Origin of the sequence: Arthrobacter sp. OV608, from assembly GCA_900110595.1 — a bacterium.
Lineage (GTDB): Bacteria > Actinomycetota > Actinomycetes > Actinomycetales > Micrococcaceae > Arthrobacter.
In genome coordinates this window covers 104,136-130,562 of the sequence record FOEZ01000013.1, presented here as the reverse complement: position 1 = coordinate 130,562, position 26,427 = coordinate 104,136, and the positions used below count along the sequence as shown (strand labels likewise).

The window sequence follows — 26,427 nt, the reverse complement described above, 5'->3', positions numbered from 1 at the left end:
TTCCGGTACGAGCGGTCCCTGGATGTGATCACGCAGGGCCGGAACCTGGGTATGGTGACCAAGTCCAACCTGATCCTGGGCATGGGCGAAACCCGTGAAGAGATCTCCGAAGCGCTGCGGGACCTGCATGAGGCCGGGTGCGACCTGATCACCATCACCCAGTACCTGCGCCCGTCCGAGCGGCACCTGCCGGTGGACCGGTGGGTCAAGCCCCAGGAGTTCGTGGACCTCCAGGACGAGGCCACCGAGATCGGCTTCCTCGGCGTCATGAGTGGCCCGCTGGTGCGCTCCTCCTACCGCGCCGGCCGGCTCTGGGCCACCGCCATGCGCAAGAAAGGCCGGGACATCCCCGCCGAACTGGCCCACATCGCCGAGGGCATCCAGGACTCCGGAACCACCCGCCAGGAAGCCAGCTCACTGCTCGCCGCTTCCTAAACCACAACGCGGGGTCACATCCGGCCCAAAAAACCGCCAACATCGGGCCGGGAGTGACCCCGCGTTGCAGTCCGGAACGGATGACCCATACCTGATGCATAGACAGGACCAATGAAGTTCCCCATCAGAATCGAAATCATCCCTGCCCAGGGAATCGTGGAGCAGGTCCAGGCCCTGGTGCCCAGGACCACCACGCTCAGCGTCACGTGCCTGCCGCACCACGGCATCGAACGGACCATGCGCACCGCGGTGGAGCTCAGCGACGCCGGCTACACCGTGGTGCCGCACCTCGCCGCCCGGAGCATCAGCAGCCGGGCCGAGCTCACCGAAATTGTCCGCGGCTGCGATGCAGCGGGCATCCGCGAAGTCTTCGTAATTGGGGGAGACCGGAAACAGCCGGCCGGCGTCTATGACTCGGCTCTTCCGGTCCTCGAAGACATCGCGCAGTACACCGGCGGGACCATGCGGGCCGGTGTGGCGGGCTACCCCGAGGGCCACCCTGCCGTGAGCCCGGTGGACCTGCTGGACGGGCTGCTGGCCAAGCAGCATTTGGCCTCGCACGTGGTTACCCAGATGTGCTTCTCTCCGGAGAAAATCCACGACTATGCAGCTCTCCTGCGCCGTGAAGGCGTTCACCTTCCCGTCTGGGCCGGTGTGGCGGGGGCCGTCCCGCGGACCAGGCTGGTGGCACTCGCCGGGCAGATCGGCGTCGGAAGTTCCCTGAAGTTCCTCAGCCGCAAGGGCCCGCTGGCCCGCAAACTCCTCAGCGGCGACCGCTACTCGCCGGACAGCCTGATCGACGGCCTGGAAAGCCAGCCGGGCAGCATCGCCGGCATCCACCTCTACAGCTTCAACAGCCTTGACCCGGTCCCAGCCGGACCGGAGCAGACATCCACTACCGCAGCACTTCAACCAACGATGATTCGAGGAGCAGCACGTGAGCACTAAACCCGTAACAACCCACCAGGAACCGCACTTGGAGCGGCAGCTTACCAACCGGCACATCCAGCTGATCGCCATTGGCGGCGCCATCGGCACGGGCCTGTTCATGGGCTCGGGCAAAACCATCTCCGCAGCAGGTCCGTCCGTCATTTTCGTCTACATGATCATCGGCTTCATGTTGTTCTTCGTGATGCGGGCCATGGGCGAACTGCTGCTGAGCAACCTGAACTACAAATCCTTCAGCGACTTCGCCGCCGACCTGCTGGGCCCCTGGGCGGGCTTCTTCACCGGCTGGACCTACTGGTTCTGCTGGGTAATCACCGGAATCGCGGATGTGATCGCCATCGCCGGCTACTCCAAGGAACTCTGGCCGGGGCTGCCGCTCTGGATCCCGGGCCTGGCCACCGTGGCCATCCTGCTGTTCCTGAACCTGGTGACGGTGAAGGCGTTCGGCGAGACCGAGTTCTGGTTCGCGCTGATCAAGATCATCGCCATCGCGGCGCTGATCATCGTGGGCATGTTCATGATCTTCACGGGCTTCCAGTCCGACGCCGGCCCTGCCACCTTCACGAACTTGTGGAGCCACGGCGGGTTCTTCCCGAACGAGTTCATGGGTTTTGTGGCCGGCTTCCAGATTGCGGTGTTCGCGTTTGTGGGCATTGAACTGGTGGGCACCACCGCCGCGGAGGCGAAGGATCCGGAGAAGAACCTGCCCAAGGCCATCAACTCCATCCCCATCCGCGTGCTCCTGTTCTACGTGGGCGCCCTGATCATCCTGATGTCCGTCACCCCGTGGACCCAGTTCCAGGCCGGCCACAGCCCGTTCATCGCCATGTTCTCCCTGGCCGGCCTCGGCGCCGCCGCCACCGTGGTGAACCTGGTGGTCCTCAGCTCGGCGATGTCCTCGGCCAACTCCGGGATCTACTCCACCTCCCGCATGGTCTACGGCCTGGCACAGGAAGGCGACGCGCCGTCAGTGTTCCGCCACCTGTCCACCCGAAAAGTGCCGCAGAATGCCCTGTTCCTCTCCTGCGTGCTGCTGCTCTCCGGCGTAGTGCTGATGTACGCGGGCCAGGACATCGGCAAGGCCTTCGAAATGGTGACTACCGTGTCCGCCGTCTGCTTCGTGTTTGTCTGGTCCATCATCCTGGCCAGCTACCTCGCGTTCCGCCGCCGCCGCGCCCACCTGCACGAGGCGTCCAAGTACCGCATGCCCGGCGGGATTCCTATGGTGTGGATAGTGTTCGCGTTCTTTGCCTTTGTCCTCTGGGCCCTCACCACCCAGCCGGATACCCTGCTGGCGTTGCTGGTCACGCCGGTCTGGTTCCTGGTGCTCGGCGCCGCGTGGCTGGTGCTGCGCCGCCGGCCCGCACACCTGGCCCGTTACGAGACGTTCAAGTCCGAGCTTGCCCAGGACCTGGACACCGAGGCGTCCACCATCGGCCGCGACTTCGGAGCTGTGGAAGACGGGGCCAAGAAATGAGCACGGCGCTCGAAACGCCAGCCCCCGCGGCGGCGGCGGCAGCTGGGGAACCTGCTGCCGCCGTCGAACATATCCTGACCGTTGACTGTGCCGAATCGCCGGGCATTGTGCACGCGGTGTCGGCGTTCCTGCTGGAGCACGGCTGCGACATCGTCGACATCAAGCAGTACGGGGACAAGGCGCAGGGGCACTTCTTCATGCGGGTGCACTTCGCCTCGGACTCGTCCGAACGCAGCCCGGAGGAACCTCTCACCACCGAGGACCTGCGCCGGCAGTTCGGGCCTGTGGCGGAGAAGTGGCAGATGAACTGGAAGCTGGAGCCGCAGGGCCGGAAACGCCGTGTGCTGGTGATGGTGTCCAAGATGGGGCACTGCCTCAACGACCTCCTGTTCCGGGCGCGCACGGGTGACATCCCGGTGGAGATCGTCGCGGTCGTCTCGAACCACCGCGACCAGGAAGGCCTGGTGCAGTGGCACGGCATTCCGTTCTTCCACGTGCCGGTCACGGCTGCCACAAAGCCCCAGGCTGAGGCGCGGCTCCTGGAACTGGTGGATGAGCTCGACGTGGAACTGGTGGTCCTGGCCCGCTACATGCAGGTGCTCAGCGATGAGCTCTCGGCCAGGTTGGCGGGCAAGACCATCAACATCCACCACTCGTTCCTGCCCAGCTTCAAGGGCGCCAAGCCCTACCACCAGGCGTACGAGCGGGGCGTGAAGACTGTGGGTGCCACCGCGCACTACGTCAATGCGGAACTGGATGAGGGCCCGATCATCGCGCAGCAGGTCATCGAGGTGGACCACACTTACACGGCGGACGACCTGGTGGCGGTGGGCCGGGACGCCGAGTGTGCTGCCCTCCGGAATGCCGTCCGCTGGCATTGCGAGGGGCGGATCCTGCTGCTGGGCAACCGCACGGTCATCCTCCGGTAGGCGCAATGAACCTTACTGGATTGCACAGTTGGCGGCGCGTTTCCTGGAATGCCCTGCCGGTGGGGCAGTGGGTGCGCCTCTCACGGGACGGCGTGCCCCTGGGCTGCGGCGTGGTGGACGGCACCACACCGGACGGCTCCATCATCTGGGTGGTGATGGACGGCTGGGCCGAGCGCCGGATGTTCCATCGGCAGGACTTCGTCAAAGTGGAGATCGCAGGGTAGGCCCCGGACAACCGAAGCGGACGACGGCGGGAGGTTCCGCCGTCGTCCGCTTTTGCCTTTTTCGCCGTTCCCATCATTGACCGCCCGCCGCGGAGCCGCAACGATGAAGTATGACTGACGCAGCTGATACCGGTGCCCCTTTTGACGACGACAACATGGAGGAGGTTGACGCCGTGGAAACCGCCGAAAGCATTGCCGAAGAGGTCAAGGACGAGATCCGGCTGGGGCATGTGCAGGACGACGTAAGCCACGTGCTGGAGGAACGCTTCGATGAGGCGGGAATCAACCTGCGCCCCGAAGCGGTGGACGACCTCGCCGAGGAAATTGAGCGGGACGCCTCGACCTAACGCGGCATGCGCGGTCCGGGATTGGCCTAAGCTTCCCCTATGGGACTAATCATCACACTGCTTATCATCTGGCTTGTTCTGTCGATCCTGGGCTTCGTGATCAAGGGCCTGCTGTGGCTGGCGTTCATCGGCCTGATCCTGTTTGTGGCCACCGCTGTCTGGGGCTGGCTGAAGCGCAGAACCAGCGTCTGACGCGCTCCAGCCCAAAGACCGTGCGGGCCGGAAACGGCAGGCAACAACCTGGATTAGTGCGCTGGCCGTGTTGGGCGCATGGTTCCTTCCGCCTTCGGGCGCGGAGCAATACCAGTGGTCCAGGTGGCCCGCACCCTTACTTCCGGCGAGCCGACGATTAAGCAAGCGGACGACGGCGGGAGGTCCCGCCGTCGTCCGCTTTGCTGTGGACCGGGCTGTCGGGAGTCTTGGTCGGGAGTCAGTGCCAGAGGCCAAGGGCGAATTCCGCAATCACCGTGGAGAGCAGGAACGACGCCGTGACGGCCACCAGGCCCACGGGGATGATTTTCCAGCCGATGTTTTTCAGCAGCGGGATGTCCTTGCCCAGCGACAGGCCCGCCAGGGTCAGCATCACGGTGGCGATGGAGAGGAAGTCGACGGTTTTGACCGCGGCATTCAACGGTTCCGCCGCGAAGAACCACGGGCTGGAGATGTAGGCGCCAATGGTGGTGATAAAAATGATGGCCGAGATCTTCCGGGTGGCCTTCGCCAGCGCGATGCTGACCAGGACCAAAACCAGCATGACCGCGTAGCCGGCCACGATGGTGAGGCTGAAGCCCTTCGCCGCCACCGACGCCGTCGCGATGCCCAGGACCGTGAGGACCGAGAGGGACAGCCATAGCGGCAGTTTCATGGCTGCGGCGGACTCGGCCACGCGCTCACGGAACCGCCGGTTTTCCTCCGCCTGGGCGATCTCGCGGTCCATGTCCGCTGCGGTACGTGCTGCCGCTGCACCGGCGGAAGCCCCGGCAGCGCCGGCCGGTGCGCCAGCCGTCACGGCTGCTTCTTCGCGTGCGGTCTGCTTGCGGGTGAGGAGCCGGTAGAACCGGTCGGCCAGCGGCAGGGCGATGTAAATGCCGACGTAAACGCCCAGGACCGTGGTGATCAGGTTGGACACGGCCGCCATGCCCAGGATGGCTTCCTGGTCCGCGGGGTAGCCGGCCACGATGCTCGCCGCCGACGCCGCCATCATGGAGCCGGACCCCACGCCGGCGCCCATGGCCAGGGCCAGCGGATCGAAGATCTTCCAGTTGGCCACGAGCGAGGTGAGGAGCGTGATGTAGACGGCGCCGAACAGCGTGCCGAACACGTACATGGCCAGAACGCCGCGGTACTGGTCCGAATCAGGGCCGTACTTCTCGGACACCATCGCGAAGGAGGGCTCGCGGTCCAGCGAGAACGTGGCGCCCACCGTTGCCGCGCCCATCCTCAGCAGCACAGCCAGGGGGAGCGCCAGCACGATGGTGCCGAGCAGGTGGCCCACCTCCTGGAGGAGCAGCGCGGGTCCGGCCTTGAGCAGGGTGGGCAGGCTGGGTCCGATGTTGAACGCCAGCCGGGCCACCAGGAGCAATACGGCCACGCCCACCAGGGCTGCCGCCACCCGCTGCAGGTCGATGCCCAGGGGCTTGAACTTCTGGATCGAGACCAGCAGGCCCAGGATGAGGCCCCACACCATGGGGAAGATGATGATGGAGCCGATTCCCACATCGATTTTCACCTGCCCAATGAACTGGACCGCCACGGCGATCACCAGGGCCAGGGCGGCGATCGGGATGGTCAGCTTGGCCCCGGCCTTATCAGACCGGGCTGTTTTGGTGGTGCTCATGATGTGCCTTCCTGCGTGAAAGTACGACGGCGGTACGCGGCTTTGATGAAGCGGTCCCGTTCGGTGGGGGTTGAGGCGGCGGCTGCGGCGGTCCAGGCCAGCGCGACCGCTGCCTCGAACATCACGCCGTACGCCCCGGGAGTGTCCGCAAGTGCGGCAAACGCGTGCGAGTGGATGGGCACGTCCGCACCCGGGATGCTCAGCCACGGGTGCAGGGAGGGGATGACCTGGGAGATGTTGCCCATGTCGGTGGAGCCTCCGCTGAGGCCGGACGACCGCGAGGTGTCCTTGCCGAAGGCCTCCATCGCGTCGGTCCAGTGCGCTGCGAGGGCGTCATCCTGGAGCAGCGGTTCGTACAGCGGTTCCGCTTCCTCGACGACCAGCGTTGTTCCGGTGGCCAGCGCGGCGCCTTCGAAGCAGTTCCGGACCTGCTGGTGCAGGGCCTCGTATTCCGGCAGGGTGAAGGCCCGGCATTCGAACTGAACCACCGCCTTTTCCGGAATGATGTTGGTGACGTGCCCGGCCTCGGCCACGAAGCAGGCGATCCGGTGGTCGCTGGGGATCTGCTGGCGCAGCAGTCCGATGGCCACCTGGCTCAGCACCGCGGCATCGGCCGCGTTGACGCCCTGGTGCGGGGCTGCCGCGGCGTGGGCCGCCTTACCGGTGAACGTCGCCTTGTAGCGGCCCACCGCTTGGGCGCTGGTGCCGGTGGGATTGTAGGTGAGCCCGTCCTGGACAGGGTGGACCATCAAAGCCAGCCCGACGCCGTCGAACGCTCCACGTTCCAGCATCAGCGCCTTGCCGCCGCCATGCTCCTCGGCCGGGGTGCCGATGGCCTTCAGCGTGATGCCAAGATCGTCCACCATGGGGAGAAGGGCGAGGGCGGCGGCCACCGAGGCGCCGGCGATCAGGTTATGCCCGCACGCGTGGCCGATGTCCGGAAGCGCGTCGTACTCAACGCACAGCGCCACCGTCAGTTCGCCGCTTCCCGCGCTCGCCGAGAAGGCGGTGGGCAGGCCCGAGGTGCCGCGCTCCACCTCGAAGCCGGCTTCCTCCAGCAGGGTGGCAATGGCCCCGGCGGAGCGGACCTCCTCGAAGGAGATCTCCTTGAACGCGTGGATTTCCTGCGCCAATGCCTGGACGCGGGGTTTCCAGTGGTCGACGCCGTCTGCCAGGGTGCCGCGAAGGGCCGCCGGGGCGGGGAATGGGTTGGTCAGTTCCATGGGCATCTTCCTTTGGGTGCAGCGTTTAGGGCGGGTTAGTAGGACAGGGACGGGAAGGGCGACCCGGCCGCGCGGGTGGGCACCCAGATGGCCTTGGTCTGCGTGTATTCGTCCAGCACGCCGGGGCCGGAGGAGCGGCCGTGGCCGGAATCGCCAAAGCCGCCGAACGGAACCGCCACGTGGATGGTCTTGTACGAGTTGATCCAGAACGTGCCGGCCTTCACTTCGCGGGCCACGTGGTGGGCGCGGGACACGTCGGAGGTCCAGACGGCACCGGCCAGGCCGAAGTTCGTGTTGTTGGCCCGGGCGATGGCTTCGGCTTCGGTGTCGAAGGCGTCGGCGCCCACTACGGGACCAAAGACCTCCGTGGTTTCGAGGCGGTTGGCCGGGGTGACGCCATCCAACAGAGTGGGCATCACCCAGTGCCCGCCGGCCAGGGCTGACCCGGCCAGGGACTCCGGCAAAGCGGCTTCTGTGACCCGGCGGCCGCCGTCGTTCATTCCTGCCTCGATGAGCGTGGTGACGGTGGCGAACTGCTGGGCGGTGATGATGGGGCCCACCTCGGTGTCCGCGCTGAGCGGGTCGCCCACCCGGAGCCGTGCGGCCTTGGCAGCCACCAGCTCCACGAACTCTGCGTGGACGCGGCGCTCCACCAGCAGGCGCGATCCGGCCACACAGGACTGGCCCGCGCCGGAGAATATGGCCGAGATGGCGCCGTCCGCGGCACGGTCCAGGTCCGCGTCCGCGAAGACGACGTTGGCGCTTTTCCCGCCGAGCTCCAGCAGGGCGGGAATCCCGGCCTGGGCTGCAGCCACGGCGACGCGGCGGCCGGTGGGGACGGAGCCGATGAAGCTCACCTTGCCCACGCGCCGGTCCGTGGTGAGGGCCGCGCCCACAGTCTGGCCCAGCCCGGCCGCCACGTTGAAGACGCCTGCCGGCAGCCCGGCTTCGTGCGCCAGTTGGGCGAGCCGGACCGATGAGGCCGGGGTGAACTCGCTGGGCTTGATGATCACCACGTTACCGGCCGCGAGCGGGGCCGCGGAGTTCCAGCCGGCCGTAAACAAGGGAGCATTCCAGGGCGTGATGGCCACGACGACGCCCCACGGGACGCGCTCGGTGTAGGTGTGCCAGTTGCCGGGAACGGGAATGGTCTGGCCGGTCAGCTTGTCCGCCCAGCCGGCGTAGTAGCCGAACATTTCAGCAACTTTGGCGGCTTCGGCGCGTGTGTCGCGGATGGGCTTGCCGGTGGTGGCGGATTCGAGGATGGCGAGCTCCTCCCCGTGCTGTTCCACCGCCCGGCTGACGTTGCGGAGGATGGCGGCCCGTTCGAAGCCGTTCAGTGCGCCCCAGACTTTGGCACCCGCCGTCGAGCTTTCCAGGATGGCGTTGGCACCCTCGGCGCCGGGGTCCGCGTAGGTGGCGAACGGTTCGCCGGTGGCAGCCGCGGTGAGGGTAATGGACTCGCCGCTGCCGGTGGTTATCTTGCCGTCGACGAAGGCGCCCAGACCGGCGGGAAAGGCTGAATCCAGGACATTCTTAGCGGTGGCTGCCGAGGAGGAGGTTGGTGCTGTTGTGACGCTCAATGTGGTGTTCCTTTGGGCTGCGGGTTGGGTGTTAGGTGCCTGCGGTGGTGCCTGAAGGGGTGCCGAGTGCCGCGCCAGGTGCCGTGTCAGGTTTCAGGCTTGGTGCGTTGCTTGGTGCTCCGGCGGGAGTGATGGCCGGGGCCACGGTCCGGGCGATTTCGGTGAAGTCAGCCTTCGGTCCGAGCGCGGCCAGGGCATCCTGCCACTGACTGGCCACGGCGGCCAAGAGTGCGGGCTTTTCGCCGATCCGGGCGGCCACATCCACGGCGAGGGCGGCATCCCGGGCCATCAGGCCCAGGGAGAAACCGGAGTCGTGCGTGCCGCTGAGCACCCAGTTGGGGTACATGTTGGCAGAGACCTTGCTGCCCCCGGACGCATTGCTGATGCTGGCCGCGGCGGTGGCGGGGTCGATGCCGTAGGCCTTGGCGACGCCCAGTGCTTCACCCACCGAGACGAGGTTGGCGGCCGCAAGCACGTTGTTGAGGAGCTTGACCACATTGCCGCTGCCGGGGCCGCCGATGTGGCTGTACTTCCCGCCCGTCAATGCCTGGAGGACGGGCCCGGCGGCAGCGAGGGCCTCGTCCGTGGCGCCGACGAAGGCGCTCAGCGAACCGGTGGCTGCGCCGTCGCGGCCACCGGAGACGGGTGCGTCCACGAAGGCCGCTCCCTGGGTTTGGGCAAGCTCGGCCATGGTTTTGCTGGTGCCCGGTTCGGAGGTGGTGGTGTCGATAATCGCCACGGTGCCCGGCTCTTTGAGGAGTTGGGGCACGGTGCTTTCCACGATGCTGGCGGCGGGGAGGGAGAGCACGGCGTAGGGTGTCCCGGCGGCATCCGCGAGGTTGGCAATAGTTTTGATGCCGGTTTGTTCCGCGGCGGTACGTGCCTCGCCAGAGGGGTCGAAGCCGGTGACGTCCCAGCCGGCTTTGTGGAGGGTGGCGGCCATTGCGCCGCCCATGGCACCGAGCCCGATGACGGCTATCCGGCGATCGATCTGGTCATTCATCAATACTCCTGCGAAGTTAAGGCGGGTCAGTCGAGGTAGATGTCGAGGTCTTTCCACAGCTGCTGCGTGCGGCGGATGGCGGCCCGGCTGCGCTCGGGATGGGCCGCCTCCATCCCGGCGAGCAACCCGTAGACCAGCGAGTTCGCGGCGGTGACCGACTGGAAGAAGGAGATGCCCTCGGATGCCACCACCAGCAGGTGGTCGGCGGCGGCTGCGAGGCGGCCGCGGCGCATGTCGCTGATGGCGATGACCGTGGCACCGGCAGCCTTGGCGGCTTCGGCGGCCACGATGACCTGCCGGACCGAACGCCACATGTTGATCACCACCAGCACGTCGCCGGCGCCAAGGGTGTTGGTGCTCGAAGCCAGGTGGACGCCGCCGCGGTTTTCCAGCGAGATGGGATACCCCATCGTGGAGCCGAGGTGGGCCATCACGCTTGCGGGGCCGGCGAAGGAGCCGATCCCGACGACGGTGATGGACTTCGCCGCGGCCATCGCCGCAATGGCGGCCTCGGCTTCGTCTGCTGTATTCGATTCGAGGGTCAGCCGGAGGTTTTCAACGTCGTGGTTCAGTGCGTCGTGCAAGGGGCTGCGGTGTTCGCCGTGCTCGGTGAGGGTGTCCTCCGTGGAAATCATCACGAGGTAGCGCGAACGGAGTTCCCGCTGCAGGTCCGGCCAGCCACGGTAGCCAAGGTGCTGCGCGGCGCGGACCACGGTGGAGTTGTTGACATCGGCCCGCTGAGCGATCTCCGCGATGTCCGCGTAGGAGGAGAGCTGCGGATTCCGTGTGATGACCTCCACTACCCGGCTTTGTGCCTTGGTGAGCGGAACATCCGGGATCGCGTCGCCGAGCCATGCCTGGGAGCTGTCCCCGGCACCGTTGCTGCCGTTGGCAACAGGTGCGGAGGCTTCCGCTTCTGCGGTGTTGGTGTTCAAGGAAGACCTGTTCTGTAACGCAGATCACTCTGCAAGGGCGATTGCATTAAATGTACTCTGCAATTTTGATTGCTTCCAGTGGTTTGCGTTTCGCGGAGACAAATCCTCATTGTGGTGGCCCGATTCCCGCGGGACCATAGTGGTATGGATGCTGAATCTCCCAATGCCCGGGAGCTGAGCCTTCCCCAGGCGTTCCTCCTTCTGGCAACCAACGATGCCGACGGCGGGGCAGAAATCACCCAGCCCCTTCTGCAGGCCGGCGTGGCCGGGGCAATCCTGGCGGAGCTGGATCTGCTCGGTGCCATCGAACTGCAGGGCAAGCACGTCAGGGTTACTGGCGCCCCCGTGCCCGCCGAGGTTCAGCACCACCTGGAGCTCATCCGCCATAAATCCAGGCCGCACACGCCCCATCGCTGGGTTTCAATCCTGGAAAGCCGTGCCGAGGTGCATCGGATTTACGAGGAGCTGGCTGCGCAGGGCGTGGTGAGGCACGTTGGCGAAAAGCGCCTGGGCCTGTTCAGGATCACGCGGTATCCGGAGCAGGACCATGCGCCCAAGGCGGCGCTCCTCAAGGACATTGAGGCCGGGCTGGGAAGCGGAACAGCCGATGCGCGCACCACGGCCTTGATCGGTCTGCTGCATGTGACGGGGCTGCTGGAGAAGCTCTTTGCCGATGCTGATCACCACCGGGCCAGGGACATAGCCAACAGCCACTGGCCCTCCCACGCAGTTGCCGAGGAAATCCGGATGATCGCGCTGGCGGAGGCGGAGGCGGCCACCTAGCACTCCTTGCGGCAGCGCGCTCCCTGGAACGGGCGTTAAACGCAAGCGGACGACGGCGGGAAGTTCCGCCGTCGTCCGCTTTGCTTTTGTTTTTATGTAGGGTGAGCCGTCAGTCGTCGTACGTGTTGGCGATGTAGACGTCACAGGGGGCGTTGTGGGCCACGCTGTTGGCCACGCTGCCCAGGAGCCGGCCGATGCCGCGCATCCTGCGGTTGCCCACCACGATGACCTTCGCGTCCAGGCGGATTGCTTCCTTGATCAGGACATCAGCCGGCTTGCCGCGGGCGGCCGAGTGCGTGATCTCAACGCGCTGCCCCGACCTGCCCAGCTCGTTCGCTACAAGTCCGGCGCTGTCCGCGTTGGAGATCCGCACCTGGTCGGACCCGACCCCGAACGTTTCGGCGCTCTCGGTCTCGAACGCGGTGACGATGTGCAGCGACGCTCCCAGCGAGGCCGCCAGGTCCCGCGCAGCCTCAGCGGCCTTCCTTGCAGACTGGCTGCTGTCAACACCTACAACTACTACTCCACTCATGCTTTGCTCCTTTATTGGTATCCGTCACTTGGCGTTCAGGAGCCAGTCTAGAGAACTTGGACTTGTTGCCCCAGGTCATTTTGCGGATGGCGTCACTTTGGAGTCCGCTGAGCGCGGCGAGTTCGAACTCGTCCATCACTCCAAGCCTGCGGGCGGAAGCCAGGAGGATCAGCCGCCGGGCCTCCAGTGCGGCCCGCGATTCCTCGAGTTCGGCGAGCTCGGACTTCAGGCTTGTGATGACGGCGAGCTGTTGTTCGGCGGGCTGGCCGGAGGGCAGCAGGTCGTCGTATGTCAGTCCGATGGTGCGGATGTTCCAGCGGGAGAGGCCGGCAGCGTCGGCGAGGCGGGTGACCTTCAGGCCGTCCCGGAGCGCCTGCGCAACGTGCTGGTTCAGCCGGGCGGACACGGGGCGGCTGCTGCTCGCGTTGAAGGCAAGCCGCTGCCGGTTCGCCTTTAGCAGCGTCCGGATCTTCTCCGCGTCTACGGTCGGCTTCTCAGGCCTGGGCATTCCGCGGTAGCGGTAGTAGCCGGCGTCGCCATGGTGCGTAACGGCCAAGGTCACTCCTCGGTTGGAATATTGCCGGATGGGCCACGTACCCGGATGGGTCACCTTCGAGGCTAGGCAGTGTCGGATGCTGGCGGAAATACCAATTGTGAGTGGACCCATAACGGGAAAGTGTGGGCTTGCCAGCCATAAGGGACGCTTATCCGTCCACGCAGTATTGGTCTTATCCATACCCGCCGGATTTCCCTAGTGTCGAAGAAACGAGTACCGCTCGCTCCTGACTCCCTAGGAAAAGACCATGCCTGAATTTGTCCCTGCATCGCGGGTGTCCCGCATCAAGTCTTCCGCCAGCGTGGCCGCCGCCGCCCGTGTGCGTGAACTGAAGGCGGAAGGGCGCCGCATCCTCGATCTCACAGTTGGCGAGCCGGACTTCGATACCCCGGCGCATATCAAGGCAGCAGCGGTTGAGGCCATTAGCCGCGGCGAAACCAAATACACGTCCGTCACCGGCACCCCTGCCCTGCAGAAGGCCATCCTCCAGACCCTGGCGCAGCGGACCGGCCTTGAGTACACCCCTGCCGAGATCACCATCGGCGGCGGTGCCAAGCAGGTCATCTTCACCGCATTCATGGCAACGCTCGACGCCGGCGACGAAGTGATTGTCCCCGCCCCCTACTGGGTTTCCTATCCGGACATGGTGCTGGCCAACGACGGCACCCCGGTGGTGGTTCCGTGCGGCGAGGACGTTGGCTTCAAGCTCACGCCCGACGCGCTGACCGGTGCCCTGACCGACCGCACGAAGTGGGTCATCCTCAACGCACCGTCCAACCCCACCGGCGCCGTCTACTCCCCGGCCGAACTGCGGGCGCTCGCCGATGTCCTGGCCGGCTTCCCGCACGTTTCCGTTCTCACCGATGAAATCTACGACCAGATCTACTTTGGCGAGGGTAAGCTGACCAGCCTGGTGGAGGTGGCCCCCGAACTGAAGGACCGCGTCCTCGCCGTCAATGGCGTATCCAAGTCTTACGCCATGACCGGCTGGCGGTTGGGATACGCGGCCGGACCGGCTCCGGTGATTGCCGCCATCAACAAACTGCAGTCCCAGATCTCGTCCTGCCCTTCCTCTGTTAGCCAGGCCGCCGCCGTCGCGGCCCTCACCGGAGATCAGGGATTCGTTCGGGACAGCCTGGAGGTGTACCGCAAGCGGCGGGATACGGCAGTCGCTGGCCTGAACGCCGTCGACGGTTTGTCATGTACGACGCCGGAAGGCGCCTTCTACGCCTACGCCAACTGTGCGGGGGTTATTGGCAGGACGACGCCGGATGGCGAAGTCATCAGCGACGACCAGGACTTCACGCTCTACCTGCTGGAGGCCGCCTCCGTGGCGGTCATCCAGGGATCGGCCTATGGCCTGGGCCCGTACTTCCGCATCTCCTACGCCACCAGCCTGGATGTCATCGAGGAGTCCATCGCTGCCATTGACAAGGCCGTCCAGGCCCTCAACTGACCCAACCCACCGAAGGAACTAACGCCGTGATTCACGTTAAAACCACCATCGACCGCCCCAGCGCCGACGCCGTAAGCCGGCTCGCGAAGTTCTCGTCGGCCACCATTCATGAGGCACAGGGGCGCAAGGGCGCGCTGAGCTCCCGCATCAAGCCCATCGACAGGTCCATGTCCTTCTGCGGCCCGGCCACCACCGTCCGCTGTGCGCCGCGGGACAACCTCATGCTGCAGGTGGCCATTCACTACGCCCAACCCGGTGACGTGATCCTGGCCGCCGCGGGGGAGTACGAGGAAGCCGGGACTTTCGGCGACGTCCTCGGCAACGCCATGAAAGCCAAGGGCCTGGCCGGCCTGGTGACGGACTCCGGCGTCCGCGACACCCAGGACCTCATTGAGCTGGGGCTGCCCGTCTTCTCCGGCAGCGTGTCCATCAAGGGCACCGTCAAAGAGACCATCGGCCCCATCAACCACCCGGTAGTGTTCGGCGACGAGATCATCTACCCCGGCGACGTCCTGCGCGGCGACGCCGACGGTGTTGTGGTGGTCCGCAAGGACGAGATCGAGGAAGTTATCCGTCTTTCGCAGGAACGCGACGACGCCGAGCGCGAGCTCATCAGCCTGTACAAGGCTGGCGGCACCACCATCGACCTGTGCAACCTCACGGATGTATTGAAGGAGAAGGGACTGCTGGTCGAGCAGGCCTAGGAGCCTGAGAATGCCGGCACTGAAGCAGCAGTGCAGCCGCCGCGGATCTGGTCCTGCGGCGGCTTCGCTGCGTCCCGGTGGTTGAGCTTGTCGAAACGCCAAAGCCCGGTGGTTGGTTCTGCGGCCGGGCACGACTCATCCGGTGGTTGAGCCTGCCACTGAGCATGACTGAGCCGGTGGTTGAGCTTGCCGAAACCCGAAACCCAGCAACGAGTCAGTCGGGTGGGGAGCAGAACCCGCTGGTTTAGCCTGGCCCACGGCCGCCGGCTCCCCGTCCGGGCGTGACCAAGTCGGTGGTTGAGCTTGTCGAAACCCGAAACCCAGCAACGAGTCAGGCGGGTGGGGCGTGCAGGAACCACTCGAGTGCTTCTTCGCCTGGGGAGAGCCCAAGGTAGACAAAGTCCGGCGGATCCCCAGCCGCGGACTGTAGTTGGGCAGGCCAGTGTGGTGGTTCCCAGTCGTGGTGCTCGGCTTTGTAGTGGCGGCCGGTGGGTGAGGTCCAGCCCGGTGGCCCGGTTTGGGTGGCCGGGATGGGCGTCCAGCCGGTGACGTGTTTCAGGCGGTGATGTTTCGGGCAGAGCTGGGCCAGGTTACTGATCCCGGTGGTGCCGCCATGCTCCCAGGCTTGAAGGTGGTCTGCCTCGTTGTCCAGCGATGGGTTGTTGCAGCCGGGGAAAGTACATCTTCCGTCCCGAAGCTGCAGGGCTTTTTTCATGGCCTTGGTGAGCCGGTAGCTTGTACGGCCGATCTCCATGGGCGCCCCGTCCCGCGGATCCACCAGCACCCGATAGAACGAACCGGCACCTTCAGCAACTAGCCGCCGGGCCATGGAAGGCGGGATCGGGCCGTAGCCGTCCAGCATGGCGGGCTCATCGGTCAGGCCCTCGAGGGAGAATACCGGCACGGTGACCAGCACCTGCGCCTGGATCCGCGACGACGGGCCAGCCGCCGTACCGGAGTCGTCACCGCCTGCACCGGCAGACCCGGCGTTGTTGCCGCTGCCAAGGATCGCATCGGTGAACTTGTCGGCCTTCAACTGGGTGAGGGTGCGGGACTCGTCGGGTCCTTGCATCCCGCGGGCGAGGGCGGTGAGCCGGTTCCAGCCCGCCATCGCCTGGTCCGCGGGCAGGCAGGCTGACAACCACGCCATCCCGTCCCGATCCGGCCGGTATTCCACCCGCCGGTCCGCCACACCCTTGGCATGGCGTTTCTCGATGGATTCGGGGTGGTGGCGTTCCCGCCAGTTCCTGGCCTTGGCACGGAACCGGTACGCCGGCAACTCCCCGACCGGGGCAGCCGTGGCCGGCCGGGGCACGTCCGGGTCCAGGAAGTGGGCCTCGAGTGCGGCGGCGCCGGCGGGGTCAAGGCCGGCGGTTTCCTCCACCATGACCAGGGCGTGCGGCCAGGTGATCGTCCCGGACTGCAACGCCGAGAATGCCAGCGGCAACTCCTTGGACACGGCGTGGGACGCGGCCAGGAACGCGCCGGCTGCCCGGGGACCGAGGGCCAGGAGGGCGCCGATTTCCGCGGCGACAGCCATTTCCAGTGCCTGTACCGGGGCGCCCGGCCCCGCGATGGCGTGGGCAGTGTCCGCGTACGTCACCGCAGCCCGGGCTTTCAAACCCGCGATCCGGGCCTCCACGGTGCGCGCCCCGGCCAGGATGTCCAGGCACCCATCAGCCAAACCGGCCAGCGGATCAGCATCCGAGAACGGCTCCGCACCACACCCATCCGCCTCGGCATTGAGCACGGCAAGGGCGGCCTTGATGTCCTCAAACGCCTTCACCACCGCCGCTTTCCCCATGCATCAATCATCACAAGGGGGTCTGACATTCCTCGAGGGAGGGGCCGGGGATGGGATGACCCGGACGGGCGCCATTGTCCAGATTGGGAGCAAGCGCCGGAGTGGGCAGGAAACCGAGACAGGAAGGGGAGGTCCCGATACGAAAAGGCAGGCTTGGTTAGGGAAGGGGCAGGCCTGGGGAAACGCCGGCCAGGCGGAAGACGCGGGGCCGAATATGGAATTGGCAGCTTTCCGCGGAAGAGCCTTCTAACGTGCCGGAAGCGGGTACTCCGGCGGCCCGAACATGGCGTCCTCCAGCAGCCACACCGTGGACCCGCCCGTGCCTGCCGGCATGAGGCTGCCCTCGAAGACGAAAACAGGGTCCATCGAGCGGTCCTCAGGACGCCAGAATCCATTCGCCGGGCAGTGGAATCCAGTTTTGGCCATCAGGCCCAGACCCTTACCGCTAATCCTCCGCAACGTATCTATCTTTTTCACGGCGTGCTCCAATTAATTCTTCAAGGATTGAATCGGCCATAAATTCCGGCCTTGAATTAATTTTAGGATCCACGGTTAAGCAGCGCTAAGACCAAAGACGCGTGACCCAATAAGCGCGTGCTATGGAAACTAGCGGGCGTACTTATTGTTGAGCATTTCCTGAAGCATTTCCTTGAGGACCAGCAGGACTGCGGACGCCGCTTCCGAGAGGGGATCGTGGTCCGGGGTGCACAGGGCGATTTTGCACTGGAGTGCCGGGTCTACGATCCGCAGGACGTTGAAGTCCTCCTCGTGGAACAGGGCATCCGCTGCGGACTTGGGCATGATGGTGGCACCCAGGTCAGCGCGCAGCAACCGGGCAAGTGACGGAACGGATTCCACCTCGCCCACCAGCCGCAGCTCAAGCCCCTTGCTGGTGAGCCCCGCCTGGACAGCCTGGCGAAGAGTGTGGATCTGTTCGGGCAGGAAGAGTCCGTGGCGGGACACTTCCTCCAGGGAGATCTCGCCGTCCGCGTGCTTGACGTCCTCCCGGTTGGCATTGACCACAAAGTGGAGGTCCTCCACGATCATGGTGGTGAACAGTACGCCGCGGATGGGACCGGGCTCGTAGATGAGGGCCATGTCCAGCCGGCCATTCTTGATGGCCTCGCTGAGGACGCCTCCATAGATCTCTGTAACGTGCAGGACGATGTCCGGGTACCTGCGCGCCACTTCGCTGATGATCCGGGGAGTCAGGCTCGAGGCCATGCTGTACGGCGCGATGGCGATAGACACGCGGCCGGAAGGGGCTGCCCCGGACTTGGCAACGTCCTGCCGGGCCTGGTCAACGAGGCGCAGGATGGACTGCGCATGCCGGTACAACGTGTGCCCTGCAGCAGTGGGCACCACACCTTGCTTGCTGCGGATCAGCAGCCGCTGCTTGAGGTCCGTCTCCAGTGCGGAAACCTGCTGGCTCAGTGCCGGCTGGGCTACATGCAGCGCCGCGGCCGCCTTGGTGATGCTTCCCGAATCCACGATCTGGACAAAGTACGCAAGCTTTCGCGTATCCATGGCCGCCCTCTCCCTGTTCAGATCGTCACCGTGCAGATCGTCCCTGTCGGGAACGTCGCCGTCCGGAACATCCTTGTCCTGAACGCTAATTCACTAATCAGTCATTCTACCCCCGGCCAATCATGCAATTTCCTGATGGCGTCAGATGCTTTTTGCATAAGTAAATTGTTAACTGCTCCGAGCCATTCCTTTTAACATTCCGGAAATGTACGGCACCTACCTTGAAGGCGATCGATAACCGGAATTGGCGGGCAACAGGCCTTTAGTGGAGGAGATGACATATGGACTCTCTATGCCACAGTCCGGCGGTCATAACCCCCGCCTATCCCGTGACATGGATTACGTCTTTGTGTGATCAAAGTCCCGGTGTCAGACTTTTTTCTACAAGCCCGGCAACCCGGGCAACCGGACCAGAGCCCCACAGGCTGGTCCCCACCACTTCCGCTTCAGGCAACAGGCGCTGTGCCGCTGTACAGCGCTGCGCCAAAACACCCAAGGAGGGCTCAGATGGGACCCACAGTTGATCTCGTGGCAGATCTCGGAGAAGGCTTCGGCGCCTACTCCATGGGCGACGACGCGGCCCTGCTCGAAGTGGTGTCCAGCGCCAATATCGCCTGCGGCTTCCACGCCGGAGATCCGGACATCATGAACGCCACTGTGGCCGAATGCGTGCGCCGCGGCGTCAGCATCGGTGCCCACCCCAGCTTCCCGGACCTCCGTGGATTCGGCCGCCGCGCCATGGACCTCACAGCGGACGAAGTCCGCAACGACATCCTGTACCAGTTCGGAGCCCTCAGCGCCTTCGCCGCCTACCATGGCGCCGGCGTCGTCCATCTTGCACCGCACGGCCGCCTCGGCAACCTCGTGGCGACGCGCCCCGACTATGCAGAAGCCGTGGCTGACGCGGCCGCCCGCATCAACCCGGATCTCATCGTCCTCGCCCAGGACGGCGAACTCGCTGATGCCGCCGCGGCCCGCCAACTCCCTGTGGGCATTGTGGGCATCGCAGACCGGGCCTACGAAGCGGACGGCACCCTGGTGCCGCGCAGCCGTCCCGGCGCCGTCATCCACGATCCTTCGGCCATTGTCGAGCGCACCATCCGGATGGTCTGCGAAGGCGTCATCGAAACCGTCGCCGGAACAGACCTCCCGATCGTTGCCGACACCATCCTGCTGCACGGGGACACCCCAGGCGCCGTCCAGCTGGCCCGCCAGGTCCGCGCTGAACTGGAACGCGCCGGCGTCACCATTGCACCGCTCGCCCAGGTCCTCGCCGCCAAAGTGAAAGCCGCCTGACATGCCCGCCACCCCAACTCCAGCACAGCCTCCGGTGGAGGTGTTCGAATCCGGTGACGCCGCCCTCCGCGTCGTCACGTCCTCCCCGGACCGGGAGGCAAACTGGGCGACGGTCCATGCCCTCGCCGGCTGGCTGGACGCTGCCGGTATCGACGGCGTCCACGGGGCAGTGCCCACCTACGACTCACTTCTCGTGGAATTCGATCCCGGCGTCACCTCAGCGCGCCAGGTCCGGGCTTTCGTCCTTCTGGGCCTGCGCCAGCTCGAATTCACCGGCGCCCCCGCCCGGGAACCCCGCGAATTCCTTGTTCCCGTGGTGTATGGCGGCGAATATGGCCCGGACCTGGAGCGCGTTGCCGAACAACAGCAGCTCTCCGTCGAGGACATCATCGCCCTTCACACCACCAAGTCCTACGTGATCCGCTGCCTGGGCGCCCCCGCCGGCTCGCCCATGATGGACGGCCCCGATTTCCCCTTCCCTGTGCCCCGCCTCAAGGACCCCAGGCTGTCCGTGCCCGCAGGGGCAGTATCGGTGGCCGGCCGGCAGGCAGTGATTGCACCGGCCGCGGCGCCAGGCGGCTGGTGCGTCATCGGCCAGACCCCCCTGACCGTCCTAGATGTCGCCGCCGAACCACTGGTTCCCTACGTCCCCGGCGACACCCTGCGCTTCCAACAGATCCAGCCCGAAGAGTTCGCGAAGTACGCCGGCAGGAAACTGGAGGCGACACAATGAGCCTGGTCATCCAGCAGCCCGGCAACTCAGTGGTAACTGACCTGGGACGCTTCCGCGGACCCCGGTTCGGGCTGCCCGTGAACGGCGCGCTGGACCAGTTCTCGGCCCGCGCCGCCAACATCCTTGCCGGCAATCCGGACAACGCCCCGCTGCTGGAAGTTACCGCACTGGACTTCCGCATGCGGGCCACCACGGACCTCCTCATCGCCGTCACCGGCGCACCCCTGCACCTCACGGTGGGCGGGCGCGAGTGCCAGCAGTGGGAGCCGGTGTCCGTAAGGGCGGGGGAGACGGTGGCGCTCCGAAGGATCGACGGCGGCCTGCGCGCCTACATCGCCGTCCACGGCTCAGTGGAGGCGCCGGTTCTGCTGGGCAGCTGCGCGCCGGACACCGTCGTCGGCTTCGGCCTGCGGCTCATCGAAGGCAGGGAACTGAAGACTTTCCGCAACGTTCCGCCCATCCGCCAGCCATACTTCGACCTTCCCCTCTTCCGCCTGGGCCTCACCCGGCCGCAATTCACCAGCACGGCCGTGGTGGAGGTGACGGACGGACCCGATGTGGAGGAGTTCGGCGGCACCGCGGACCTGCTCTACAACACCGAGTACACCGTCAGCGCCTGGAGCAACCACATCGGCCTGCGGCTGGGCGGGGCCCTTCCCGAACGCCAGTCCACGGCCGAGGTGCTGTCCCGCGGCGTCCCGGTGGGCGCCATCGAGGTGCCCTCCCGGGACGAGCTCCTGGTGCTGCACCGCGGCCGCGGGGTCACCGCCGGCTACCCCGTCCTGGCAGTGGTCACCAGCCGCTCGCTGGACGTCCTTGCCCAGGCCCGCCCCGGCCACAAAATCACCTTCCGAAGAACCTCCGTCCCGGAAGCAACAGCCAAATACCGCGCAGCGCTCCGGGAACTGGAAACACTCCGCTCCACCGTCAGTACCGTCTTCGCCCTCCTGGGCATCGGCGACCAGCCAGGCAACCCACCAAGCAACCAGCCAAGCAACCACTACAGCAACCAACCAGAATGGCCCCGGCTCGCGCCGGCCGCAGGAAGCTAAACACCCTCGCCCCAGCGTCAAACCCTTGTTACCATCCCCTTAAGTAAGGAAAGCCATGTCCACTTCTACGCATGCGGCCCAGCCGCACCAAGAGCGGCTCAGCAGCAAGCAGACCCGCAAGGTCGTCACGGCCGGCTGCGTCGGCATCTTTGTGGAACTTTATGACAACGGCATCTTCGCCTTCATGGCGGGGACCCTTGCCCTTGTTTTCCTGGCTCCCGGCAACCCGGACAACGCCCTGTTGTTCGTTTTCGCCGGCTACGCCGTCTCCTTCTTCGTGCGCCCCCTTGGCGCCGTGGTCTGCGGCTACCTGGGCGACCGGATAGGGCGGCAAAAGCTACTGGTCTTCGTCATCCTGCTGATCAGCGTGGCCACGGCCGGGATCGGCCTGCTGCCCAACTACGCGGCCATCGGCATCGCGGCGCCCATCCTGCTGGTGCTGCTCCGGCTGCTGCAGGGCTTCTCCGTGGGCGGCGAAGCTGCCGGCGCCATGACCTTCCTCGCCGAGCACGCTCCGGAAGGCAAGCGCGGCATCATCACCTCCTACGCCCAGATCGCCTCCTTCGCCGCACTGCTGACTGGCACCCTGGTTGCCTTCTCCATGTCCCCGTGGCTCACCCAGGCAGCGATCGACGGCGGCGGGTTCGGTGCGTTCGCATGGCGCATTCCGTTCCTGGTGGCCATCCCCATGGGCATCATCGGCTGGTACATCCGCAAGGCCATCGCGGACACCCCCAACTTCCAGAAGCTCAAGGAAGAAGGCGGGCTGTCCAAGAACCCGCTCAAGGAAGCCTTCGCCTCCGCAGAGCACCGCCGCGCCATGCTCCTGGCCCTGTTCATCCCGCTGATGAACGGCTCCGGCTACTACGTCCTGTTCTCCTACATGCCCACATTCCTCAAGGGCAAGCAGCTCAACTTCACCATCGGCGAGGCACTGCTGGTCACCGCCTGCAGCCTGGTGGTCATCTGCATCGCCATCCCGTTTATGGGCGCACTCTCGGACAGGGTAGGCCGCAAGAAAGTCATCGCCGGTTCCGCCATCGCCATGGCCGTCCTGGGCATCCCCTCCTACGCCCTGATCGCCACCGGCGAGATGGCCCTGGCCATCCTGGGTGCCTGCATCATGGCAGTGGTCTTCGCCGGCCACACGGCAGTGATCCACATCCTGATCGTGGAACTCTTCCCTACCCGCGTCCGCTACTCCGCCTACGGCCTGGGCTACAACATCTCCTCGGCACTCTTCGGCGGCACCGCCCCGCTGCTGATGACCTGGCTGATCTCGTCCACCGGCAACATCTACATGCCTGCCTTCTACGCCGTGATTACCGCACTGGGCACGCTCGCCGCCGTCAGCACGGTGAAGGACCGGGCGCACCTGCCGCTCCGCGACGCCTGACCTTTCCCGCGACAACTACCACCGCAGCCCCGAGCTGCCCACAGGAGATATCCGTGACTTTTTCTGACTACTCAACCGCCCTGGTGACCGGTGCCTCCACCGGCATGGGTGCCGCCATCGCCGAACGCCTGGCCAAGCGCGGACTCACCGTCCACGCCGTAGCCCGGAACGAGGACCGCCTGAAGGAACTCGCGGACAAAACCGGCGCAGTGCCCCACGTGGTGGACCTGACGGACACCGCGGCCCTGACTGCCGCCGTCGGAAGCCTTGAAGTGGACATCCTGGTGAACTGCGCCGGCGTCTCCCGGCCAGGCAACATCCTGGACTCCAGCGAGGGCGACATCGACGAACTCATCGACGTGAACCTCCGCGGCCTGCTGCAGCTGACCCGGCTGGTGCTGCCGGGCATGGTGGAACGCGACCGCGGGCACGTCATCAACGTCAGCTCCATCGCCGGCGTGTACAACTTCTACGGCCACACGGTTTACCACGCCACCAAGGCCGCGGTGCACCAGATCTCCCGCCAGCTCCGCAACGACACCGTGGGCAAGCGCATCCGCGTCACCGAAATCTGCCCCGGCCGGGTGGAGACGGAGATCTTCGGCCGCAACATGGGCGGAACGCCGGAGGCCATGGAAGAGGCGTGGAAGACCTACTACGAGGGCTACGAGTCGCTGACCACCGATGACATCGTCAACGCCATGGATTACGCCATCGAAACACCCCGGCACGTAAATGTTGGCATGCTTGAACTGATGCCCACGTTCCAGGTGCCCGGCGGCCTCACGTTCGACCGGCGCTAGCCACCGCCACGCCAACCAGTTCCACCGATTGATAGGTTCCCGATGCAAAAAGTCCGCACCGTCAGCTTCCCCGACCAGCAGCTCCTCGACGATCTCTCACCCCTGCCCGCCGGGCTGCGGGGAGTGGTCTGGGACCTGAACGAGGATCCCGACGGCGGGACGCTGGCTGGGATCGACGGCGTCATCCTGCCGTACATCAACGCCGGCGCAGTGCTGGTGTCCCTGGCCAAGGTGCAGGACCTGAAGTTCGTCCAGACGCAGTCCACCGGATACGACGGCGTGATTGAGGCTGCCGGCCCGGCGGCCGGCGTCGCGAATGCCTCCGGAGTCCACGCGGCGGCGACGGCGGAGCTCGCCATCGGCCTGATCCTCGCCAAGCTGCGGGGCATCGACCAGGCCGTCCGGGACCAGCAATATGGCCTGTGGCGGCCGGAGCGGCGGCAGTCGCTTGCGGACCGCAAGGTGCTGCTGGTGGGCGTGGGCGGGATCGGGCACGAGATTGCGCGCCGGCTGGAGCCTTTCGAAGTCTCCATTACCCGGGTGGGCAGCTCGGCCCGGACGGATGAGCATGGCCAGGTTCACGCGTCCTCCGAACTGGCCGCGCTCGCCGCCTCGCACGACATCCTGGTTTCGGTGCTGCCCCTGAACGAGCACACCCACCAGCTGATCGGCGAAGAGGTCCTGGCTGCCCTGCCGGACGGTGCCCTGGTGGTGAACGTGGGCCGCGGTTCCGTGGTGGACACCGCCGCGCTGACCAAGGAAGTCCTGTCCGGCCGCCTGCAGTGCGCCATTGACGTGGTTGATCCTGAGCCGTTGCCGCAGGACCACCCGCTGTGGTCCACCACCAACGCCCTGATTACACCGCACGTGGGCGGCAACGCCTCGGCGTTCCAGCCGCGGATCCTGAAGCTCCTCCGGAAGCAGCTCGAGGCGCTGGCAGCCGGCCAGACTCCGGCCAACCTCGTCCAGGCAGGTCCGTTCGCATGAGTTCACTTTTTGATTTGACCGGCCGGGTTGCGCTGGTCACCGGGTCCAGCCGCGGGATCGGCAGCGCCCTGGCGAGGGCGTTGGCCGACGCCGGTGCAACAGTGGTGCTGAACGGCGTCAATGAGGAGCGGCTCCAGGATGCCGCGGCGGCCATGGCGGCGGACTTCGCCCCCGGCCGGGTGCACAGTGTGGCCTTCGACGTCACGAGCGACGCCGAGGCCGCGCGCGGTGTTGCCTGGGTGGAAGAGCATGTGGGGCCGCTGGAGATCCTGGTAAACAACGCCGGGATCCAGCACCGGGTGCCGATGCTGGACCTGGATGTGAAGGATTGGGAACGGGTGATTTCCACGGACCTGACCAGCGCGTTCCTGGTGGGCCGGGAGGCTGCCCGCTTCATGATCGGGCGCGGGCACGGCAAGATCATCAACATCTGCTCGGTCCAGACGGACCTCGCCCGGCCCACCATCGCACCGTACATTGCGGCGAAGGGCGGGCTGCGGAACCTGACCCGTGCCATGACCGCTGAGTGGGCGGCGTCCGGCCTGCAGATCAACGGCATCGCACCGGGCTACATCCACACCGAGATGACGCAGAACCTGGTGGACGACGAGCAGTTCAACTCCTGGATCCTGGGCCGCACCCCGGCCAACCGGTGGGGGACCGTGCAGGACCTCGCAGGGCCCGCGGTATGGCTTGCCTCCAGCGGTTCTGACTTCGTCAACGGCCAGACCATCTTCATCGACGGCGGAATGACGGTGGTGGTCTGATGTCCCTGGATACAGCACTGCCCATTACCGGCCCGGCTGTGGTGGCCCACGCCGCGAACGATCTCCGGATCGATGAACTGACCCTCGCCGCTCCGGCCCCGGACGAGGCTGTGATCGAGGTGCACTACGGCGGCATCTGCGGCTCCGACCTGCATTACTGGCTGCACGGCGCGGCCGGCGAATCCATCCTGAAGGCACCCCTGGTGCTGGGCCACGAGATTTCCGGGACGGTGGTCCGTGCCGCTGCTGACGGAACTGGCCCAGCCGCGGGCACTCCAGTGGCAGTCCACCCCGCCACGCCCGGCCCTGGTGCGGCGCGCTACCCGGAAGACCGGCCCAACCTTTCGCCTGGCTGCACGTACCTGGGCAGCGCCGCGAGGTTCCCGCACAAGGACGGCGCGTTCAGCCGCTACGTGAACCTTCCGACCCGGATGCTGCGGACCCTGCCGGACAACATCAATCTCCGCACCGCCGCCCTGATCGAACCGGCCTCGGTGGCCTGGCATGCAGTGGCGAGGGCCGGAGACGTGGCCGGAAAATCCGCGCTCGTGATCGGAAGCGGCCCTATCGGCGCCCTTGCCGTCGCGGTCCTGAAACGGGCCGGCGCAAGCCCCATCACTGCGGTCGACATGCACGCCAAGCCGCTGGAGATCGCCCAAGCCGTGGGAGCGGACCACGTGATCACCGCCGGTGAAACCGAGGCGATCGCCGCCGTGGAGGCCGACGTCGTGATTGAATCCTCCGGCAACCACCACGGCCTGGCGTCCGCCATCCAGGGCGCCACCCGCGGCGGCACCGTGGTGATGGTGGGGCTGCTGCCCACGGGGCCGCAGCCGGTGCTGATCTCGCTGGCGATCACGCGGGAGCTCGAGCTGAAGGGTTCGTTCCGGTTCAACGACGAGATCGACGACGTCATTGCCGCCCTCGCTGACGGCTCGCTGCACATTGAGCCCGTCATCACGCACGAATACCCGGTGGAGGACGCGCTGGAAGCCTTCGGCGTGGCCCGGAACTCTGCGGAATCCGGGAAAGTGCTGCTCAGCTTCGGTGCAAAGGCTTAGCACCAGCCTCCGGGCAGCGCACATAACAG

The 26,427-nt window shown here is 66.0% G+C and carries 27 protein-coding genes; 18 read left to right on the top strand and 9 right to left on the bottom strand.

Going from position 1 to position 26,427, the window contains the following annotated elements; genetic code table 11:
* The 7 genes from BMX78_RS16640 to BMX78_RS23165 all read left to right on the top strand — a co-directional run.
* A partial coding sequence (locus BMX78_RS16640) for a lipoyl synthase (RefSeq protein WP_502686303.1) occupies positions 1-435 on the top strand: 435 nt, incomplete at its 5' end.
* A gap of 111 nt (positions 436-546) precedes the next feature.
* Positions 547-1,383 carry a methylenetetrahydrofolate reductase gene (locus tag BMX78_RS16635; RefSeq protein WP_091421644.1) on the top strand — a complete coding sequence of 279 codons (837 nt, stop codon included), beginning with the start codon at positions 547-549 and terminating at the stop codon, positions 1,381-1,383.
* Positions 1,373-2,860: a D-serine/D-alanine/glycine transporter gene (cycA, locus tag BMX78_RS16630; RefSeq protein WP_091421640.1), complete on the top strand. Its 1,488-nt coding sequence runs from the start codon at positions 1,373-1,375 to the stop codon at positions 2,858-2,860. Before BMX78_RS16635 ends, cycA begins: the two co-directional genes overlap by 11 nt.
* Entirely contained in the window at positions 2,857-3,789 is a 933-nt protein-coding gene (gene purU, locus BMX78_RS16625; protein WP_091421637.1) for a formyltetrahydrofolate deformylase, read from the top strand. Before cycA ends, purU begins: the two co-directional genes overlap by 4 nt.
* 5 nt (positions 3,790-3,794) lie before the next feature.
* The gene (locus BMX78_RS22810; RefSeq protein WP_139204997.1) at positions 3,795-4,013 is read left to right on the top strand and encodes a hypothetical protein; all 219 of its coding nucleotides are present in this window, start codon (positions 3,795-3,797) and stop codon (positions 4,011-4,013) included.
* A gap of 110 nt (positions 4,014-4,123) precedes the next feature.
* A complete protein-coding gene (locus tag BMX78_RS16620; RefSeq protein ID WP_091421635.1) occupies positions 4,124-4,360 on the top strand; it encodes a hypothetical protein in 237 nt (78 codons plus the stop codon).
* A gap of 39 nt (positions 4,361-4,399) precedes the next feature.
* Positions 4,400-4,552: a hypothetical protein gene (locus tag BMX78_RS23165; RefSeq protein ID WP_167344656.1), complete on the top strand. Its 153-nt coding sequence runs from the start codon at positions 4,400-4,402 to the stop codon at positions 4,550-4,552.
* Positions 4,553-4,790: 238 nt separating this feature from the next.
* Here the strand turns inward: BMX78_RS23165 and BMX78_RS16615 are convergent, their stop codons facing one another.
* From BMX78_RS16615 to BMX78_RS16595, 5 genes are read right to left on the bottom strand one after another with little or no spacing between them, the layout of a single operon-like run.
* Entirely contained in the window at positions 4,791-6,197 is a 1,407-nt protein-coding gene (locus BMX78_RS16615; protein WP_091421632.1) for a DUF3100 domain-containing protein, read from the bottom strand.
* Positions 6,194-7,420: an amidohydrolase gene (locus BMX78_RS16610; RefSeq protein WP_091421630.1), complete on the bottom strand. Its 1,227-nt coding sequence runs from the start codon at positions 7,418-7,420 to the stop codon at positions 6,194-6,196. Before BMX78_RS16610 ends, BMX78_RS16615 begins: the two co-directional genes overlap by 4 nt.
* A gap of 35 nt (positions 7,421-7,455) precedes the next feature.
* Positions 7,456-9,003, bottom strand: coding sequence for an aldehyde dehydrogenase family protein (locus tag BMX78_RS16605; RefSeq protein WP_091421627.1), 1,548 nt, complete (start codon positions 9,001-9,003; stop codon positions 7,456-7,458).
* 31 nt (positions 9,004-9,034) lie between these two features.
* A complete protein-coding gene (locus BMX78_RS16600) occupies positions 9,035-10,006 on the bottom strand; it encodes an NAD(P)-dependent oxidoreductase (protein ID WP_091421624.1) in 972 nt (323 codons plus the stop codon).
* A 26-nt stretch (positions 10,007-10,032) separates the two neighbouring features.
* On the bottom strand, positions 10,033-10,941 hold the full coding sequence (locus BMX78_RS16595; RefSeq protein ID WP_091421621.1) for a MurR/RpiR family transcriptional regulator: 909 nt from the start codon (positions 10,939-10,941) through the stop codon (positions 10,033-10,035).
* 144 nt (positions 10,942-11,085) lie between these two features.
* On the opposite strand from BMX78_RS16595, the gene BMX78_RS16590 reads away from it, so the two are divergent.
* Positions 11,086-11,724: a GOLPH3/VPS74 family protein gene (locus BMX78_RS16590; RefSeq protein WP_091421619.1), complete on the top strand. Its 639-nt coding sequence runs from the start codon at positions 11,086-11,088 to the stop codon at positions 11,722-11,724.
* A 109-nt stretch (positions 11,725-11,833) separates the two neighbouring features.
* Here the strand turns inward: BMX78_RS16590 and BMX78_RS16585 are convergent, their stop codons facing one another.
* Positions 11,834-12,256 carry a universal stress protein gene (locus BMX78_RS16585; protein WP_091421617.1) on the bottom strand — a complete coding sequence of 141 codons (423 nt, stop codon included), beginning with the start codon at positions 12,254-12,256 and terminating at the stop codon, positions 11,834-11,836.
* Positions 12,228-12,812, bottom strand: coding sequence for a hypothetical protein (locus tag BMX78_RS16580; RefSeq protein WP_211482587.1), 585 nt, complete (start codon positions 12,810-12,812; stop codon positions 12,228-12,230). The genes BMX78_RS16585 and BMX78_RS16580 overlap by 29 nt, the downstream gene beginning before the upstream one ends.
* A gap of 247 nt (positions 12,813-13,059) precedes the next feature.
* On the opposite strand from BMX78_RS16580, the gene BMX78_RS16575 reads away from it, so the two are divergent.
* A complete protein-coding gene (locus tag BMX78_RS16575) occupies positions 13,060-14,268 on the top strand; it encodes an aspartate transaminase (RefSeq protein ID WP_091421615.1) in 1,209 nt (402 codons plus the stop codon).
* A 26-nt stretch (positions 14,269-14,294) separates the two neighbouring features.
* Positions 14,295-14,972 (top strand): 4-carboxy-4-hydroxy-2-oxoadipate aldolase/oxaloacetate decarboxylase, encoded by a 678-nt coding sequence (locus BMX78_RS16570; protein WP_091421613.1) that lies wholly within the window; start codon positions 14,295-14,297, stop codon positions 14,970-14,972.
* A 331-nt stretch (positions 14,973-15,303) separates the two neighbouring features.
* On the opposite strand, the gene BMX78_RS16565 is transcribed toward BMX78_RS16570, so the two are convergent.
* Together BMX78_RS16565 and BMX78_RS16555 are read right to left on the bottom strand one after the other, a co-directional pair.
* Positions 15,304-16,776, bottom strand: coding sequence for an HNH endonuclease signature motif containing protein (locus BMX78_RS16565; RefSeq protein WP_091421611.1), 1,473 nt, complete (start codon positions 16,774-16,776; stop codon positions 15,304-15,306).
* A gap of 606 nt (positions 16,777-17,382) precedes the next feature.
* Positions 17,383-18,303 (bottom strand): LysR substrate-binding domain-containing protein, encoded by a 921-nt coding sequence (locus tag BMX78_RS16555; RefSeq protein WP_091421605.1) that lies wholly within the window; start codon positions 18,301-18,303, stop codon positions 17,383-17,385.
* Positions 18,304-18,810: 507 nt separating this feature from the next.
* On the opposite strand from BMX78_RS16555, the gene BMX78_RS16550 reads away from it, so the two are divergent.
* The 8 genes from BMX78_RS16550 to BMX78_RS16515 are packed head-to-tail and all read left to right on the top strand — an operon-like array spanning position 18,811 to position 26,398.
* Positions 18,811-19,599: a LamB/YcsF family protein gene (locus BMX78_RS16550; protein WP_091421602.1), complete on the top strand. Its 789-nt coding sequence runs from the start codon at positions 18,811-18,813 to the stop codon at positions 19,597-19,599.
* A gap of 1 nt (position 19,600) precedes the next feature.
* Complete coding sequence (locus tag BMX78_RS16545; protein WP_091421599.1) at positions 19,601-20,332, top strand: 5-oxoprolinase subunit B family protein; 732 nt, start codon at positions 19,601-19,603, stop codon at positions 20,330-20,332.
* Complete coding sequence (locus BMX78_RS16540) at positions 20,329-21,384, top strand: 5-oxoprolinase subunit C family protein (RefSeq protein WP_286139076.1); 1,056 nt, start codon at positions 20,329-20,331, stop codon at positions 21,382-21,384. The genes BMX78_RS16545 and BMX78_RS16540 overlap by 4 nt, the downstream gene beginning before the upstream one ends.
* Positions 21,385-21,439: 55 nt before the next feature.
* Positions 21,440-22,780, top strand: a complete 1,341-nt coding sequence (locus tag BMX78_RS16535) for an MFS transporter (protein WP_091421598.1) — start codon at positions 21,440-21,442, stop codon at positions 22,778-22,780.
* A gap of 53 nt (positions 22,781-22,833) precedes the next feature.
* Entirely contained in the window at positions 22,834-23,583 is a 750-nt protein-coding gene (locus BMX78_RS16530) for an SDR family oxidoreductase (protein ID WP_091421595.1), read from the top strand.
* Positions 23,584-23,625: 42 nt separating this feature from the next.
* Positions 23,626-24,570, top strand: coding sequence for a 2-hydroxyacid dehydrogenase (locus BMX78_RS16525; protein WP_091421592.1), 945 nt, complete (start codon positions 23,626-23,628; stop codon positions 24,568-24,570).
* Entirely contained in the window at positions 24,567-25,337 is a 771-nt protein-coding gene (locus BMX78_RS16520) for an SDR family oxidoreductase (protein WP_091421589.1), read from the top strand. Before BMX78_RS16525 ends, BMX78_RS16520 begins: the two co-directional genes overlap by 4 nt.
* Positions 25,337-26,398 (top strand): L-idonate 5-dehydrogenase, encoded by a 1,062-nt coding sequence (locus BMX78_RS16515; protein ID WP_170850847.1) that lies wholly within the window; start codon positions 25,337-25,339, stop codon positions 26,396-26,398. Before BMX78_RS16520 ends, BMX78_RS16515 begins: the two co-directional genes overlap by 1 nt.
* The last annotated feature ends 29 nt before the right edge of the window (positions 26,399-26,427 follow it).

Excerpts from the sequence above, each read along its gene's own strand:
- BMX78_RS16635 (WP_091421644.1), top strand. The coding sequence starts at position 547 with ATGAAGTTCCCCATCAGAATCGAAATCATCCCTGCCCAGGGAATCGTG.
- purU (WP_091421637.1), top strand. The coding sequence starts at position 2,857 with ATGAGCACGGCGCTCGAAACGCCAGCCCCCGCGGCGGCGGCGGCAGCT.
- BMX78_RS22810 (WP_139204997.1), top strand. The coding sequence starts at position 3,795 with ATGAACCTTACTGGATTGCACAGTTGGCGGCGCGTTTCCTGGAATGCC.
- BMX78_RS16620 (WP_091421635.1), top strand. The coding sequence starts at position 4,124 with ATGACTGACGCAGCTGATACCGGTGCCCCTTTTGACGACGACAACATG.
- BMX78_RS23165 (WP_167344656.1), top strand. The coding sequence starts at position 4,400 with ATGGGACTAATCATCACACTGCTTATCATCTGGCTTGTTCTGTCGATC.
- BMX78_RS16615 (WP_091421632.1), bottom strand. The coding sequence starts at position 6,197 with ATGAGCACCACCAAAACAGCCCGGTCTGATAAGGCCGGGGCCAAGCTG.
- BMX78_RS16610 (WP_091421630.1), bottom strand. The coding sequence starts at position 7,420 with ATGGAACTGACCAACCCATTCCCCGCCCCGGCGGCCCTTCGCGGCACC.
- BMX78_RS16600 (WP_091421624.1), bottom strand. The coding sequence starts at position 10,006 with ATGAATGACCAGATCGATCGCCGGATAGCCGTCATCGGGCTCGGTGCC.
- BMX78_RS16590 (WP_091421619.1), top strand. The coding sequence starts at position 11,086 with ATGGATGCTGAATCTCCCAATGCCCGGGAGCTGAGCCTTCCCCAGGCG.
- BMX78_RS16585 (WP_091421617.1), bottom strand. The coding sequence starts at position 12,256 with ATGAGTGGAGTAGTAGTTGTAGGTGTTGACAGCAGCCAGTCTGCAAGG.
- BMX78_RS16575 (WP_091421615.1), top strand. The coding sequence starts at position 13,060 with ATGCCTGAATTTGTCCCTGCATCGCGGGTGTCCCGCATCAAGTCTTCC.
- BMX78_RS16565 (WP_091421611.1), bottom strand. The coding sequence starts at position 16,776 with ATGGGGAAAGCGGCGGTGGTGAAGGCGTTTGAGGACATCAAGGCCGCC.
- BMX78_RS16555 (WP_091421605.1), bottom strand. The coding sequence starts at position 18,303 with ATGGATACGCGAAAGCTTGCGTACTTTGTCCAGATCGTGGATTCGGGA.
- BMX78_RS16550 (WP_091421602.1), top strand. The coding sequence starts at position 18,811 with ATGGGACCCACAGTTGATCTCGTGGCAGATCTCGGAGAAGGCTTCGGC.
- BMX78_RS16545 (WP_091421599.1), top strand. The coding sequence starts at position 19,601 with ATGCCCGCCACCCCAACTCCAGCACAGCCTCCGGTGGAGGTGTTCGAA.
- BMX78_RS16540 (WP_286139076.1), top strand. The coding sequence starts at position 20,329 with ATGAGCCTGGTCATCCAGCAGCCCGGCAACTCAGTGGTAACTGACCTG.
- BMX78_RS16535 (WP_091421598.1), top strand. The coding sequence starts at position 21,440 with ATGTCCACTTCTACGCATGCGGCCCAGCCGCACCAAGAGCGGCTCAGC.
- BMX78_RS16525 (WP_091421592.1), top strand. The coding sequence starts at position 23,626 with ATGCAAAAAGTCCGCACCGTCAGCTTCCCCGACCAGCAGCTCCTCGAC.
- BMX78_RS16520 (WP_091421589.1), top strand. The coding sequence starts at position 24,567 with ATGAGTTCACTTTTTGATTTGACCGGCCGGGTTGCGCTGGTCACCGGG.
- BMX78_RS16515 (WP_170850847.1), top strand. The coding sequence starts at position 25,337 with ATGTCCCTGGATACAGCACTGCCCATTACCGGCCCGGCTGTGGTGGCC.